The organism is Cupriavidus sp. GW823-FHT07A04 (assembly GCF_058794615.1).
In genome coordinates this window covers 549,442-563,536 of the sequence record NZ_JBXAHA010000001.1, presented here as the reverse complement: position 1 = coordinate 563,536, position 14,095 = coordinate 549,442, and the positions used below count along the sequence as shown (strand labels likewise).

Here is a 14,095-nt window from a genome sequence, read left to right as displayed (position 1 = left end):
GCTAGACAAGCGCGGTCAAGTAAACTGCGTGCCATGACCTACCTGCCACCCGCCGCCGCCTACGCACACATCAAGAACTACCTGAAGGACGGACTCAGCGCCGGACGCTGGCCGCCTGGCACGCTGATGCCGTCGGAATCCGAGCTGGTCACCCAGTTCCGCGTCAGCCGCATGACCGCCAACCGGGCGGTGCGGGAACTGCAGGCCGAAGGCCTGGTGGAGCGTGTGCAGGGCGTCGGCACGTTCGCCACCCAGCCCTATCGTGCGTCGTCCACGCTGACCATCCGCGACCTGCACGATGAGATCACGGAGCGGGGCCACCGCCACCGCTCCGACGTGCACATGGCGCGCGCCGAAGTCGTCACCGAGGCATTGGCGCCGCGCATCGGCTTGCCCGTCGGCAGCGAGGTCTTCCACACCTTGATCGTGCATAGCGAGAACGGCGTGCCGCTGCTGTGCGAGGACCGCTACGTCAACCCCGCCCGCGCGCCTGACTATCTCGACGTGGACTTCACCAAGACCACGCCTACCAATTACCTGCTGACTGTGGCACCGCTATGGGAAGCGCAATACTCCATCGAGGCGCAGTTGCCCACCGAGCAGGAGGCCGAGCTGCTGGGCGTCAAGCCGAGCGAGCCCTGCCTGATCGTGATCCGCCGCACCGAAAGCCAGGGCTCGCCGATCACGCTGGCACGGCTGGTGCATCCGGGGTCGCGCTATACCATCGAAGGATCGTTCAAGCCCTAGGCACGGCCGGGCCGCAATGCGCGCAGATGGTCGACAAACCCGCGGACCTTGGCGCTGACGTGCCGCGTATCCGGATAGACCGCAAAGACCTCGGCCCTTGGCAAGACATGGTCCGGCATCAGGACCTGAAGCCGTCCGCCCTTGAGATGGTCGTCAAGCAGCCACTCGGGCAGCGCTGCGACGCCACAGCCGGCCAGCACAAACGCTAGCAAGGCCGAGGCCGTATCCGCGTGGGCCACGTTGCGGACCCGGATCGTGTGCGGCTTGCCGTGTGGGTCAGCCAGGGTCCATTGCCCGCCCTGCCCCGCGCGATTGGCAAGCCACGGCAGCGCCGCCATCGCCTGCAGCGAATCGGGCGCGCCGGTTGCACTCAGCAGCGCCGGGCTTGCCACGATCACCAGGTTGAAATGCCCGATCGGCTTAGCGCGGTGCCGCGAGTCCTCCAGCGGCCCCACCCGGATGGCTACGTCCAGCCGCTCTGCGATCAGGTCAGCGTGGGTCGAGCGGGCCTGGTAGCTCACCCGCAGATCGGGATGCAGGCGGGCAAACCCGGCCAGCGCGGGAGCGACGACGAGGTTGCCGTAATCCACCGATGCCGTGACGCGCAAGCTGCCCGAGAAGGACGCATGACCAGACCGGACCTGCTCCACGGCCGATTCAGCCTGCCGCAGCAAGACCGAGCAGTCGCGATAGAACCGCTCGCCCGCCTCCGTCAGTGCCAGGCGCCGCGTGCTGCGCGTGAGCAATGCCACCGATAGATCTTGCTCCAGCTGCTTCACGTTGAAGCTGACCACGGCCTTGGTGGTGCCCAGGGTGCCGGCTGCCGCCGTGAACGAGCCACACTCCACCACGGCCACGAACATGGCCAGACGGTTCAGATTGATCACGTTCTCAGCGCTCCATTGTCAAAAATCAGAGAACAGTATATCGGCCACTAGGCTGTTTTCTTATTCCTCCATGGTTTCTAGAATGCCGTCTTCCAGCCTGCACCTGCATGGCGCTTGCCGCCATTGCTCGACTTTCCATGCCCTACAAATCACGCGTTGCGTCGGTCTACCTCCTCGGCTTATTTATCGACCTGGTCAATATGTTCATGGCATCGGTCGCGTTCCCCGATATCGGCCAGTCACTGCAGGCGTCCGTGGGGACCGTTGCATGGGTGGCCAATGCCTACACGCTGGGGCTGACGCTGGTCATTCCGGCAAGCACCTGGCTGGCCGGCCGCTACGGAGACAAAGCGATCTTCGTGGCATCGCTGGGGATTTTTTCCGCAGCCGCTGCCGGCGCCGGATTCGCCGGCAGCATTGAGGCGCTGATCGCCTGGCGCCTGCTGCAAGGCCTGGGGGGTGGGCTTTTGATTCCCGTCGGGCAAGCCATGACCTATCGCCTCTACTCGCAGGACGAGCGCGCGCAACTGTCAGTGATCGTGATGGCCTGCGCGCTGCTCGCGCCGGCGCTGTCGCCACTGATGGGCGGCTACGTCGTGGACAGCCTGGGATGGCGCTGGGTATTCTGGCTCAACATCCCGCTGGCCTTGGTTGCGCTCGTGCTTGCCGTGCTTTGGCTGCGCTCCGGCGAAACCACCCAGGGACACAGGCCGGACGTTGCCGGCATCGGGCTGGTCAGCCTGGCGCTTGCGCTGCTGCTGATCGGCTTGTCCCGGTTCGAGCACACCGGGCAGACCCGCGTGGGCACCGCCCTTGTCACAGGCGGCGTCGCCGCGGGCTTGCTGCTTTTGCGGCATGTACGCCGGCGGGAGCATCCAGTCCTGGATTTCCGTGTTCTGCGGGATCCGCTGCTCCGGGCAGCCATGGTCGTCTACCTGTTCGTGCCCGGCGTGTTTACCGGCGTCAGCCTGCTCAATATGTTCTTCCTGCGCAGCGTGCTAGGCCTGAAGGCCGTCAGCGCGGGGGCGCTGATGATTCCCTACGCCCTGGCCGCCGCTGCGGGCATGACGCTGGCCGGGCGCCTCTTCAACCGGCTAGGGCCCCGCGCCCTGCTGCTGCCGGCCATGACGGTACACGCGACCGGCATCGCCATGCTGGCGACCGTGAGCGAACCTGGCGAATGGCCGGGCATGGTGGCCGCCTTCTTGCTGATGGGAGCCGGCGGCGGCATCTGCTCGAGCGTTGCGCAAACCCTGGCGCTGCTGAATGTGTCCCCAGCGGGAATGGGCCCCGTCAGCGCAATATGGAATCTGAATCGTCAGTTGTCGTTTTGCGCTGGCGTCGCCATGGCCAGTCTTTTACTGGGCCAGTGGCTGGCCCGGCAAGGCATGGCCGACCTTGCCCTGGCGAGCGACTCCACGGTCCTGACGCAGGTGTTCCATGGGTGTTTTCTCGTCGCCGGCTTATGCTCCCTCGTGCCGCTGCTTGTCGTCTGGCGTCTGGACGACCGGCATCATTGCCAGCCGGCAGCATCGACAACGCTTCCCTAACCCCGGGGCAACCCGCCCTGCCTACTCCTGAAGGAAACACCATCCATGCCTGACATCGCCGCGCTTTGCCTGCGCGAAATCGCCGACACCCATGTGCTGATCGAGCAATGGCTGTCGAACCCCGCTTGCCCCGAAGCCGTACTGGAAACGCTGCTGCAACGGTTTGGTCCGGACTTCAGCATGATCTCGCCGACCGGTGCGCGCATGGAGGCAGGCGGCTTTCCCGCGCTGTTCGCACGACTGCGCGGCGCCCGGCCCGGGCTGCAAATCAGGATCGATGAGTTGACGCTCGTGCATGAGGACGCGCGCTCGGCCACGGTTAGCTACCGGGAGACGCAGGCCTGGAACGCGGGCGCTTCCGAGCGGCGTGCCTCGGCGCTGTTCGTGACTGGGAACGATGCGCTTGTCACTTGGCGACACTTGCATGAGACCTGGGCCTGAGGACACCTGCCTCCCGACGTGCCTGTGGCCGCAGCGGTCGTTCATAATGTGCAGGCAAACCAGGGTGACACCGGGACGAATTCCAATGTCGCCCAGGCAACCGTCAATCAACAAGCCATTTGAACATGAGAATCGCAACCTGGAACGTCAACTCGCTGAAGGTCCGGCTACCGCAGGTACTGGACTGGTTGAGCGAGCAGGAAAAGGCCGATACGCCGATCGATGCCCTGTGCCTGCAGGAGCTGAAGATGCCGGACGACAAGTACCCGCTGGCCGAACTGGAAAGCGCGGGCTTCCACAGCGTGTTCACCGGCCAGAAGACATACAACGGCGTGGCGATCCTGGCGCGCAATGCCACCATGGCGACGCCCACCGACGTGGTGCGAAATATCCCTGGCTTCGACGACCCCCAGCAGCGCGTGGTGGCGGCGACCTATGGCGACGTGCGCCTGGTATGCGCGTACTTCCCCAACGGGCAGGCGCCGGACTCCGACAAGTTCACCTACAAGCTGGGCTGGCTGCAGGCGATCACCGCGTGGCTGCAGGAGGAAATGGTGAAGTACCCGAAGCTCGCGCTGCTGGGCGACTTCAATATCGCACCCGAAGACCGGGATGTGCACGATCCCAAGAAGTGGGAGGGGCAGAACCTGGTGTCGCCGCCGGAGCGCGATGCGTTCCGGGCGCTGGAGGCACTTGGGCTGACCGACGCATTCCGCATGTTCGAGCAGCCGGAGAAGAGCTTCTCCTGGTGGGACTACCGCATGTTTGCGTTTCGCCGCAACGCCGGCCTGCGCATCGACCACATCCTGCTGTCGCCGGCCCTGCGCGAGGCGTGCGGCGCCTGCGTGATCGATCGCGTGCCGCGCACCTGGGAGCAGCCCTCGGACCACACGCCGGTGGTGGCCACGCTCGACCTGGGCTGAGGCGTTGCGCCAGGGCGCCGGCCACCAAGCCGGCGGTCGGCATATCCGGGTAGCCACCGGCTCGCGTCCGGGCGTCTGCACGGCTACACTTGCGGGCATGAAACCGGCTACCTTCCGCCACCGCAACCTCCCCCACCTGCTGCTGCAAGCCCGCGAAACGCTGATGGCGGGCTTCCGGCCCATCCTGCGCCAGCACGGCATGACCGAGCAGCAATGGCGCGTGGTGCGCACCCTCAACGAGCAAGGCGAGATGGAGCCTAACCAGCTCGCCGATGCCTGCCTGATCCTGAGCCCGAGCCTTACCCGCATGCTGTCGAGCATGGAGGAAGCGGGCCTGATCCTGCGCTCGCGCTCCACCACGGACCAGCGCCGCCAGCTGATCTCGCTGACCGACAAATGCCGTGCCCTGATCGCCGAGATGGAGCCGCTGATCGACCGCCGCTATGAGGAGCTCGAGCAGATGATCGGCGCGGAGCGGCTGGGCAAGGTCTATGGCGCGATCGACGAATTGCTGGTGAGCCTCAGCGAACGAGACCCGCAAGCATGACCGCTCCGGTTGCGCAGGGCACAACCGGCCGGATGCTCGGGCGCCTGTTGCCGGCATGGCGTCACCGCGTGAGCCGCGCCTCCTTGCGTGCGGACCTGGTCGCGGGCCTGCTTGGCGCGGTGCTGGTGCTGCCGCAGGGCGTGGCCTTTGCCACGCTAGCCGGCCTGCCGCCGCAATACGGCATCTACGCGGCCGTGATTCCCTGCATCGTGGCGGCCTTGTTCGGCTCCAGCTGGCATGTGATGTCCGGCCCGACCAACGCCAATTCGCTGGCGCTGTTCGCCATGCTGAGCCCGGTGGCATTTGCCGGCAGTCCCGAGTACATCAATCTGGCGCTCGCCGTCACCATCATGGTTGGCTTGCTGCAGCTTGCCGTGGGCACCTTGCGCCTTGGCACGCTGGCCAACTTCATCTCGCCCTCGGTGCTGCTTGGCTTCACCTGCGGCGCGGCAATGCTGATCGGCCTCTATGCGCTCAAGGACTTGTTCGGGCTGGCCGTGCCGACGGGTACGAGCGCCTTCGGTGTGGTGCGCTTTTTGCTGGACAATGCCGACGGCATCAACTGGAGCGCGTTCACGGTAGCGGCCATCACGCTGGCGGTGACCATCGCGGTGAAGCGCGTCTCGCGCCGCCTGCCCTTCATGCTGATCGGCCTGCTGGCGGGCTACGGCGTCGCCCTGCTGCTCAACGCGCCGGGCTGGAGCGCAGGCGCGCACCACGTCAATGTGGTCGGGCCGATCCCGTCGGCCATCCCGCCCTTCCACCTGCCGAATATTTCCTGGCAGGCGATCCCCGACCTGCTTGGCATCGCCGCCGCGCTGACCATCGTGGCACTCGGCCAGTCGATCTCGATCGCCAAGGCGGTGGCGCTGCGCTCGGGCCAGCATATCGATGCCAACCGCGAGTTCATTGGGCAGGGCCTGTCGAACATCGCAGGTGGCTTGTTCTCCGCCTATATCTCCTGCGGCTCGCTGAACCGCTCCATGCCTAACTACGAGGCCGGCGCGCAGACGCCGCTGGCCAGCATTTTCTCGGCCTTGCTGCTGGTGGTGCTGGTCACGGCCAGCGCCTCGCTGCTGGCGCAGATCCCGCTGGCCTCCATCGCCGCGATGTTGCTGCTGGTGGCCTGGGGCCTGTTCGATTTCGGCCGGCTGCGCCGCATCGCCAGCCTGAGCCGCACGGAATTCGCCATCGCCATCAGCACCTTTGTCGCCACGCTGGCCATCCGCCTGGAGATGGCGGTCTTGCTCGGCACCATCCTGTCACTGGTGGCCTATCTCTATCGCACCTCGCGGCCGGCGGTGCGCAGCCTGGTGCCAGACGCCGACGACCCCGACCGGCGCTTTACGCCGCTCGACGAACTGCATCGCCCGCAACCGGAATGCCCCCAGCTCAAGCTGCTGCGCATGGAAGGCGCGATCTACTTCGGCGCGGTCCAGTACGTGACGGACCGCCTGCACGAAGCACGCAACGCCCATCCCGGCCAGATCCATCTGCTGGCCATGACCAAGAGCATGAACTTCATCGACCTGGCCGGCGCCGAGATGTGGGAAAGCGAGCTGAGCGAGCGGCGCGCCACCGGCGGCGACCTGTATTTCCATCGTCCGCGCACGCAGGTGCTGCAGACGTGGGACCAGACCGGCTTCGCGCTGAAGCTGGGCGAAGGGCACATCTTTTCCACCAAGCGGCAGGCGCTGCACACCATCATTGCGCGCCTCGATCCCGCAGGCTGTGCGCAATGCCAGGCACGCATCTTCGAAGAATGCGCTAGCCGCCCTGGCGGGCGAGGCTACCCGGCAAAACCGGCTTGAGCGCGATCAACGTGATCGGCACGATCGGCGCGATCGGGAAGATCAGTGATGAGCAAGGGGAATGAAAAAGAGAAACGCCGGCGGGAAACCGGCGTCAGGCGGCGAGAAGCCGCAACGACTTGAAGCGGTAGCCCGGGATCGGACCGATGACCGGCCCGGACTGGGATCCGCTTCAGAGCGGCGCCACATGGGCGCGCTTGACTACCACTGGCTGGGCGGCGCCCTGCTCGATCAGCACCACCGCAGCACGCTCGATGGTTTCACGTCCGGCGCGGAATGCCTCTTCCAGCGATAGCACCTGGTCGGCACTGAAGCCTTCCCACAGCGCTTCACGGGTCACCACGCAAGTGACTGGTTGGCCGTCGACAACGGCGTGAAATAGCAAGCCTTCATTGTTGATATCGTAACGCTCTTGCTCTTGGAACTTGATATCCATCGGTACAGCCCTCCATTGCAAGTGAAGAATCATCCTAACATGGGTCGGCCCGACTCGTCCGCAAAGGCCTACGCCCCGCTCACCCCAAGCAAGACTGCCGAAACCCCGGGCGAGTTCCCACGGCGTGAGTGCCTGAGTTCGGTGCAAGGAGAAGGAATAAGGCTGCCCGGGAATTGCACGTACGACGGCGAAATCGCACACGGCATTTCCAGAGCACCCTCATGCGGGAAAAATTACGCAGGGTGTTTGACAAACTCAAAAACCATGATACAATCTTTTTCTTCGTTGGGGCGTTAGCTCAGTTGGTAGAGCAGCGGACTCTTAATCCGTAGGTCGAGTGTTCGAGTCACTCACGCCCCACCAGCGAATTCTAAAAGCCGGAAGCAGCAATGCTTCCGGCTTTTTCCATTGGCTCTCCAGGTCTGTCGTCGCCCGCCCTACGTCTGCGGCGATCCATCAGTCGAAAAACACGCACAAAAAAAAGCCCGCTATCGATGGCGGGCTGGGGAAGGGTCAGGGGCGTTCAGGGAACGACCCGAGGCCTAGTGTGAATACATTACAGACATGCCGCGACCCCTCTCCAGAGGGGTCGCACGCGCGGCACATTCCATTGTTGCCTCACCCTTGCCTGGCGCGCTCGAACAGTTCACGCGCGAGCCCGCGATGCTGCGCAAGGACGCGCGGCAACTCCACCGTCTGCAACTCGCCATCGCGCACCACCACCTTGCCGTTGATCACGCTGGTGGCGACATTGCCCGGCGTGCAGAACACCAGCGCCGCCACCGGATCGTGGCCTGCACCGGCGTAGCCCACCTGCGCCATGTCGAACGACACGAAATCGGCCGACATGCCAGGCTCAAGCGCACCGATATCGTCGCGCCCCAGCACGCGCGCCCCGCCCAGCGTAGCGATCTCCAGCGCCTCGCGCGCGCTCATGGCGGCGGGCCCGTAGCCCACGCGCTGCAGCAGCATGGCCTGGCGCACCTCCCCCAGCATATGCGCGCCATCGTTCGACGCGCTGCCATCCACACCCAGCCCGACCGGCACGCCGGCATCGCGCATTGTGCGCACCGGCGCAATGCCTGACGCCAGGCGCATGTTCGAGCAAGGGCAATGGGCAACGCCCGTGCCCGTGCGGGCAAACAGCGCAATACCTTCATCATCCAGCTTGACGCAGTGGGCGTGCCACACATCGGGGCCGACCCAGCCGAGTTCTTCGGCGTACTGGGCCGGCGTGAGGCCGAACTTCTCGCGCGAGTAGGCGATGTCGTTGTCGTTCTCGGCCAGGTGGGTGTGCATCGACACGCCATAGTTGCGTGCCAGCAGTGCCGACTCGCGCATCAGGTCGCGCGAGACGGAGAACGGCGAACACGGCGCCACCACCACCCGCAGCATCGCGTGGCGCGAAGCGTCGTGGTACCGCTCGATCAGCCGCTGGCTGTCCTTCAGGATGGCGTGCTCCTCCTCCACCACCGAATCGGGCGGCAGGCCACCCTTGCTGCGGCCCACGCTCATCGATCCGCGCGCGGCATGGAACCGCATGCCCATTGCCGCCGCGGCTTCAATGGAATCGTCCAGGCGCGAGCCATTGGGATACAGGTACAGGTGATCGCTGGTGGTAGTGCAGCCGGACAGCATCAACTCAGCCATCGCGGTACGGGTCGACACGTCGATCATTTCCGGCGTCAGGTGCGACCACAACATATAGAGGTTGGTGAGCCAGGTGAACAGCTCGGCGTCCTGCGCCGCCGGCACGGCGCGGGTCAGGCTCTGGTACATGTGGTGGTGCGTGTTGACCAGCCCGGGGATCACCACCTTGCCACGCATATCGATCACCTCGGCGCCGCCCTCGTCGATCAGCCGGCGGTATGGCGGCGGCAGCTCGGTGGTGGCGCCCACCCATTCGATCGTCGGGCCTTGCGCCACCAGCGCGCCATCCGGGATCTCGCGGCGTTGCGCATCCATGGTCACCAGGATGTCGGCATTGATAAGGATGAGGGGCATGGCAGGATCTTCAGGTTGGTGGCGAAAATACCCGGCACGTCATGCGGCCAGGCCCACACAGTCTAAGACGCCGGCAGGCCTTGGCAAAGCATCGATTTCCACCGACGGTGTACGCAAAAACAGCACAACCAAGCACTGCGCCGCTAACGCACGCCAGCAAACAACACCACCAGGCCCTCGCCAATCCGTTCGGCCATCAGTTCCGCCGCAGCGCTCAGCGGATTGCGCGCGCGCGCGACCAGCCGCAGCGTCTGACACGGCAGCTGGCCGTCGCGCAGCGGCACCCAGGCCAGCGCCCCGCGCTCCCGCTCCTCCAGCACGTCGAGCGGATTCAGGAAGGCGATGCCGGCCCCAAGCATGACCAGGCGGCGCATCAGCGCGGTCGAAGTGGTCTCGGTGACCGGCGACACCGCGACCGCGGCTCGCGCGAAGGCCTCATCGAGGATGGCGCGGATCGACATCGACGGCGCGGGCAGGATCACCGGGCAGGCCAGGCACTCGCTGAGCAGCGTCGACGGCTGCGCGGCCAGCGCATGCCCGGGCGGCACCACCGCGCCGATATGCCAGTCGTTGCTGGCCAGGATGCGGAAGGCAGCGATATCGGGCAGGTCGTAGGCAAGGCCGAGATCGACATCGCCGCGCTCGACAGCGCTGACGATGTCGGCCACGGGCAGATCCAGCAGGCGCACCAGGATGCCCGGGTACTGCTGGCGAAAGGCATGCACCAGCGACGGCATCAGCGAGCCGGCGAGGCCGGCCGTGGTCGCCACGGTGACTTCGCCCTGGCGCACACCCTTCACGGCTTCGATACGGCTGCGCAGCAGTTCGTGCTCGCGCAGCGTCTGGCGCACGTGCGCCAGCACCATTTCGCCCAGCGGGGTCAGGCGCAGGCGTTTGTTGATGCGCTCGAACAAGGGCGCGCCCAGTTCCGTCTCCAGGTCCAGGATCTGCCGGTTGATTGCGCTCGGCGCCACGTGCAGATGCAGCGCGGCCTGGCGGATCGATCCGCGGCTCACCACCTCATCGAGGTAGCGCAGGACTCTGGCGTGCATGACGGGCTCCGGATTCGGGCGTTGGATTCAGCGCGGAAGCGACATTCCGCGCCTGGGAAGACGAGCGCATTGTAGCCGCTGGCAAGGCGCACGAAATCCGTGTCGCGCTGACAGTCTCTTCAGGCGACATGGAGTACGCTGGCATCAGTTGCCGGCCGATGGCGACCCGGCCCACCTCGATATCCTGCCAGCGCCCGGCGCTCCGACTTCCATGGCCACGAAGACAAGCAGCAAGAAGCCCGTCACGAAGCGCGGTGCAAAGCATGGCGGCGAACCCCGCCCGCCCGGCCCGGCAAAACGCCAGGATGCACTGATGCGGTGCCGGAACCTGAAGATGGCGCGCTCCGCCCACGCATACGTGCGCGGCAACACGCGCAAGTTCTACGAATGGCTGGAGGCCAAGCAACCGCACGCCCTGCCCGAGGGCCCGGCGATCTGGATCTGCGGCGACTGTCATGTGGGCAACCTTGGTCCGATCGCCGATATCCAGGGCCACGTCGACATCCAGATCCGCGACCTTGACCAGACCGTGATCGGCAACCCGGCGCACGACCTGATCCGCCTGGCGCTGTCGCTGGCCACCGCAGCGCGCGGCTCGGACCTGCCCGGCGTGATTACCGCGCGCATGCTGGAAAGCCTGATGGTGGGCTATGAAAGTGCTTTCGATAATCCCGAGGCCGCGGCCGGCCTGACTTCGCGCCGGCCTGCCGCGGTACGTACCGTGATGCGCCAGGCCCTGGGGCGCCAATGGAAGCATCTCGCCCACGAACGCCTGCGGGACACCGCCCCCTCCATTCCACTCGGCAAACGGTTCTGGCGGCTCGCCGCGGACGAGCGGCGCGCAATCGGCGCCCTCTTCGAGCGGCGCGAGATCGCCCACCTCGCCACGCTGCTGACCTCCCGTGACGAAGGCGCGCGCGTGGAGGTGATGGACGCCGCCTACTGGGTCAAGGGCTGCAGCTCGCTGGGACGATTACGTTTCGCCGTATTGCTGTCCGTTGGCAGCAATGACAGCCCCAATCCCGAAATCTGCCTGATCGATATCAAAGAAGCGGTAAACGCTGCGGCGCCGGGCTACCCCAAGGTGAACATGCCACGCGGCAATGGCGAGCGGGTAGTGGAAGGCGCCCGCCATCTCTCGCCGGCACTGGGCGATCGCATTCTTTCTGCGCACTGCTCGACAAGGCGGTCTTCATCCGCGAGCTGCTGCCGCAGGACCTGAAACTGGAGATCGATACGCTGCCACAGGAAGAAGCCAGCCGCGTCGCGAGGTACCTGGGTGAGGTGGTCGGCAACGCCCATGCGCGCCAGATGGACCTGGCCACCCAGCGCAGCTGGCTTGGCGAGCTGGCGCGCAATCGCTCCAGGCAACTGGATGCGCCGTCCTGGCTATGGACCAGCGTGCTGGACCTGATCGCCAGCCATGAGGTGGGCTACCTCGAACACTGCCGCAAATTCGCGCTCGGACCGGAGGCACATATCTAAAATCCAAAAGCAAAACAGCTATTGCAAAGTCAAAAATCGTCCTCTATAATCTTGGACTTCGTTGGGGCGTTAGCTCAGTTGGTAGAGCAGCGGACTCTTAATCCGTAGGTCGAGTGTTCGAGTCACTCACGCCCCACCAGCGAATTCTAAAAGCCGGAAGCAGCAATGCTTCCGGCTTTTTCCATTGGCGCGCCAACCCTGCTGGGTCTCTCCGTGGGCGTGGCAACCCTGGGCCAACCTCCTCCCACACAACGGCGCATACGCGGGTTGATACCAATTCCGCCGGCTACGCTTTCACGGTTGAATTGCGCCTGGAGCATAATGCGGAACATGGTTCCGCATCACGGAACCCATCCGACATCTCCAGCGTCCCGCGGCAAGCAGGAACAAGGGCAGCAGCGCGACGCAGATCGCCGTGCCCCAACCCGCGCCCGCCCGGGCCGTCATTAGACCTAGAACCCTCGGGAGCCTCTCTTGAAAGCAGTATTGAATGTCGGCAGCGCAGCTTGCCTGGCCCTTCTTGGCCTGTGCCACAGCGCCTTTGCACAAACCTACCCGACCAAGCCGATCCGCCTGATCGTGCCGTTCGCCGCGGGCGGCACCACGGACATCGTGGGCCGCGCGGTGGCCGACGGCATCGGCCGTGAGCTTGGCCAGGTCGTGGTGGTGGAGAACCGCGGCGGCGGCGGCGGCGCGATCGGCGCCGATGCGCTGGCCAAATCCGCGCCCGATGGCTACACGCTGGGCATTGCGACGGTCAGCACCATGGCGACCAACCCCGCCACCAACGCCCGCAACCCCTACGATCCGATCAAGGACTTCGCGCCCATTACCAACCTGGTCAATGTGCCGAACGTGCTGACGATCAACCCCAAGGTGCCGGCCAAGAACCTGCAGGAGTTCATCGCGCTGGTCAAGGCCAACCCCGGCAAGTACAGCTATGCGTCGGCAGGCAAAGGCAGCATCTCCCACCTCGACGGCGAACTGTTCAAGTTCCTGACCAAGACCGACATGGTCCACATCCCCTACCGTGGATCGGGCCCCGCCCTGAACGACACGCTGGCGGGCCAGGTGAGCGGCCAATTCGACAACCTGCCCTCATCCATGCCGCACATCCAGGCCGGCAAGCTGCGCGCCCTCGCGGTAGCGGCGCCCAAGCGCGTGGATGGCTTGCCCGACGTACCGACCTTTGCCGAAGCCGGCATGAAGGACATGAACAACATGGCCTGGTACGGCCTGGTGGCACCCGCCGGCACGCCTGCCGCGATCATCGCCAAGGTGCATGACGCTGCCGTGAAGACCTTGCAGGACCCGAACGTGAAACGCCGCCTGGCGGAAAGCGGCGCCTACCCTGACGGCAACACGCCGCAGCAATACGCCGCGCAGATCAAGCGCGAGCTGGAAATGCGCAAGAAGATCGCGCGCGACCAGAACATTACGCTCGAGTAACCGGCGACCAGTAACAAGTAACGTCGCAACGGCCCGGCTGCCTGCAGCCGGGCCTTGCCAGGGCTCGCGCCTTCGGCAAACCCGCCCCACCCCCTCCCTTCCATAAGCCCCTCCCCAAAAACAACGCTTGCCTTGATCTGGCGCATAGCCGGCCAGGCCAATAAGCGGTTCAATACAGTGGGAAGAAAGATTAACTTCGCAGGGTCATCCCAAGTCGGTAGAGTCACCCTGGTCTGACGACCATTTTTGCGGCCATGCCCCCTGCCCGTGGCCATTGCTCTCGAACTACCCAAGCTTTACTCACGAGGATGAAAATGCGCAACAAGACCGTACCCGCCCTGATCATCGCCGCCCTCACCGCCTTTGGCGGCGTGCAGCTGGCGCACGCCCAGAAGAACTACACCGATGGCGGCGACCTTTATGGCGGCGCCCATACCAACAAGACGGACCCGAACAAGAGCGCCGCCAAGTCCGGCAAGTTCGATCCGTACACGGATGGCGCGAAGAAATCGACCAAGTCGAACCTGAACGCTTCCGGCGCCAAGAAGAAGGCCGATCCCTATACGGACGGGGCCAAGGCTGGCAAGCCCGATCCGTACACGGACGGCGCCAAGGCCGGCAAGTTCGATCCCTATACCGACGGCGCCAAGGCCAAACAATAAGCGGAAGCGGCAGGCAGCAAGCAGCCTGTCCCGCCGGATGGTGCGCCAGCGCACCATCCGGGCCGCAGGGAACAGGCAAGATCAGCCAGCGGGATCGAACA

General features: G+C 65.2%; 12 protein-coding genes, 2 tRNA genes and 1 pseudogene. 11 read left to right on the top strand and 4 right to left on the bottom strand.

Features of this window, described 5'->3' with window-relative positions:
- Nucleotides 1-33 precede the first annotated feature (33 nt).
- Nucleotides 34-747 (top strand): histidine utilization transcriptional repressor HutC, encoded by a 714-nt coding sequence (hutC, locus tag AC1Q7Q_RS02655; RefSeq protein ID WP_174422728.1) that lies wholly within the window; start codon nucleotides 34-36, stop codon nucleotides 745-747.
- Here hutC and AC1Q7Q_RS02650 read toward each other — a convergent pair.
- On the bottom strand, nucleotides 744-1,634 hold the full coding sequence (locus AC1Q7Q_RS02650) for a LysR family transcriptional regulator (protein WP_492376226.1): 891 nt from the start codon (nucleotides 1,632-1,634) through the stop codon (nucleotides 744-746). The genes hutC and AC1Q7Q_RS02650 overlap by 4 nt on opposite strands.
- Nucleotides 1,635-1,771: 137 nt before the next feature.
- On the opposite strand from AC1Q7Q_RS02650, the gene AC1Q7Q_RS02645 reads away from it, so the two are divergent.
- The 5 genes from AC1Q7Q_RS02645 (at nucleotide 1,772) to AC1Q7Q_RS02625 (ending at nucleotide 6,906) form a co-directional block, all read left to right on the top strand.
- On the top strand, nucleotides 1,772-3,184 hold the full coding sequence (locus AC1Q7Q_RS02645) for an MFS transporter (RefSeq protein WP_492376225.1): 1,413 nt from the start codon (nucleotides 1,772-1,774) through the stop codon (nucleotides 3,182-3,184).
- A 45-nt stretch (nucleotides 3,185-3,229) separates the two neighbouring features.
- Nucleotides 3,230-3,625 (top strand): hypothetical protein, encoded by a 396-nt coding sequence (locus AC1Q7Q_RS02640; RefSeq protein WP_492376224.1) that lies wholly within the window; start codon nucleotides 3,230-3,232, stop codon nucleotides 3,623-3,625.
- Between the two features lie 125 nt (nucleotides 3,626-3,750).
- Nucleotides 3,751-4,548, top strand: coding sequence for an exodeoxyribonuclease III (xth, locus tag AC1Q7Q_RS02635; RefSeq protein WP_492376223.1), 798 nt, complete (start codon nucleotides 3,751-3,753; stop codon nucleotides 4,546-4,548).
- Between the two features lie 97 nt (nucleotides 4,549-4,645).
- Nucleotides 4,646-5,095, top strand: a complete 450-nt coding sequence (gene hpaR / locus AC1Q7Q_RS02630; protein ID WP_492376222.1) for a homoprotocatechuate degradation operon regulator HpaR — start codon at nucleotides 4,646-4,648, stop codon at nucleotides 5,093-5,095.
- Nucleotides 5,092-6,906, top strand: coding sequence for a SulP family inorganic anion transporter (locus AC1Q7Q_RS02625; protein ID WP_492376221.1), 1,815 nt, complete (start codon nucleotides 5,092-5,094; stop codon nucleotides 6,904-6,906). The genes hpaR and AC1Q7Q_RS02625 overlap by 4 nt, the downstream gene beginning before the upstream one ends.
- A 172-nt stretch (nucleotides 6,907-7,078) precedes the next feature.
- Here the strand turns inward: AC1Q7Q_RS02625 and AC1Q7Q_RS02620 are convergent, their stop codons facing one another.
- Nucleotides 7,079-7,342 carry a DUF1488 family protein gene (locus tag AC1Q7Q_RS02620; RefSeq protein WP_006159541.1) on the bottom strand — a complete coding sequence of 88 codons (264 nt, stop codon included), beginning with the start codon at nucleotides 7,340-7,342 and terminating at the stop codon, nucleotides 7,079-7,081.
- A 287-nt stretch (nucleotides 7,343-7,629) separates the two neighbouring features.
- Here AC1Q7Q_RS02620 and AC1Q7Q_RS02615 point away from each other — a divergent pair.
- Nucleotides 7,630-7,705, top strand: a tRNA-Lys gene (locus AC1Q7Q_RS02615).
- Nucleotides 7,706-7,960: 255 nt separating this feature from the next.
- Here AC1Q7Q_RS02615 and AC1Q7Q_RS02610 read toward each other — a convergent pair.
- Together AC1Q7Q_RS02610 and AC1Q7Q_RS02605 are read right to left on the bottom strand one after the other, a co-directional pair.
- Nucleotides 7,961-9,346 (bottom strand): 8-oxoguanine deaminase, encoded by a 1,386-nt coding sequence (locus AC1Q7Q_RS02610; protein ID WP_492376220.1) that lies wholly within the window; start codon nucleotides 9,344-9,346, stop codon nucleotides 7,961-7,963.
- A gap of 143 nt (nucleotides 9,347-9,489) precedes the next feature.
- Entirely contained in the window at nucleotides 9,490-10,398 is a 909-nt protein-coding gene (locus AC1Q7Q_RS02605) for a LysR substrate-binding domain-containing protein (protein ID WP_492376219.1), read from the bottom strand.
- Between the two features lie 313 nt (nucleotides 10,399-10,711).
- On the opposite strand from AC1Q7Q_RS02605, the pseudogene AC1Q7Q_RS02600 reads away from it, so the two are divergent.
- From AC1Q7Q_RS02600 to AC1Q7Q_RS02585, 4 genes and pseudogenes are all read left to right on the top strand, one after another.
- Nucleotides 10,712-11,883 (top strand): annotated as a pseudogene (locus AC1Q7Q_RS02600) (DUF2252 family protein).
- Nucleotides 11,884-11,946: 63 nt separating this feature from the next.
- Nucleotides 11,947-12,022: transfer RNA gene (locus tag AC1Q7Q_RS02595), tRNA-Lys, on the top strand.
- A 335-nt stretch (nucleotides 12,023-12,357) separates the two neighbouring features.
- Entirely contained in the window at nucleotides 12,358-13,332 is a 975-nt protein-coding gene (locus AC1Q7Q_RS02590; RefSeq protein WP_174422736.1) for a Bug family tripartite tricarboxylate transporter substrate binding protein, read from the top strand.
- Between the two features lie 314 nt (nucleotides 13,333-13,646).
- Nucleotides 13,647-13,994 (top strand): hypothetical protein, encoded by a 348-nt coding sequence (locus tag AC1Q7Q_RS02585; protein WP_492374717.1) that lies wholly within the window; start codon nucleotides 13,647-13,649, stop codon nucleotides 13,992-13,994.
- Nucleotides 13,995-14,095 lie beyond the last annotated feature (101 nt).

Coding starts and splice junctions, on each gene's coding strand:
- hutC (WP_174422728.1), top strand. CDS start 34: ATGACCTACCTGCCACCCGCCGCCGCCTACGCACACATCAAGAACTAC.
- AC1Q7Q_RS02645 (WP_492376225.1), top strand. CDS start 1,772: ATGCCCTACAAATCACGCGTTGCGTCGGTCTACCTCCTCGGCTTATTT.
- AC1Q7Q_RS02640 (WP_492376224.1), top strand. CDS start 3,230: ATGCCTGACATCGCCGCGCTTTGCCTGCGCGAAATCGCCGACACCCAT.
- xth (WP_492376223.1), top strand. CDS start 3,751: ATGAGAATCGCAACCTGGAACGTCAACTCGCTGAAGGTCCGGCTACCG.
- hpaR (WP_492376222.1), top strand. CDS start 4,646: ATGAAACCGGCTACCTTCCGCCACCGCAACCTCCCCCACCTGCTGCTG.
- AC1Q7Q_RS02625 (WP_492376221.1), top strand. CDS start 5,092: ATGACCGCTCCGGTTGCGCAGGGCACAACCGGCCGGATGCTCGGGCGC.
- AC1Q7Q_RS02620 (WP_006159541.1), bottom strand. CDS start 7,342: ATGGATATCAAGTTCCAAGAGCAAGAGCGTTACGATATCAACAATGAA.
- AC1Q7Q_RS02610 (WP_492376220.1), bottom strand. CDS start 9,346: ATGCCCCTCATCCTTATCAATGCCGACATCCTGGTGACCATGGATGCG.
- AC1Q7Q_RS02605 (WP_492376219.1), bottom strand. CDS start 10,398: ATGCACGCCAGAGTCCTGCGCTACCTCGATGAGGTGGTGAGCCGCGGA.
- AC1Q7Q_RS02585 (WP_492374717.1), top strand. CDS start 13,647: ATGCGCAACAAGACCGTACCCGCCCTGATCATCGCCGCCCTCACCGCC.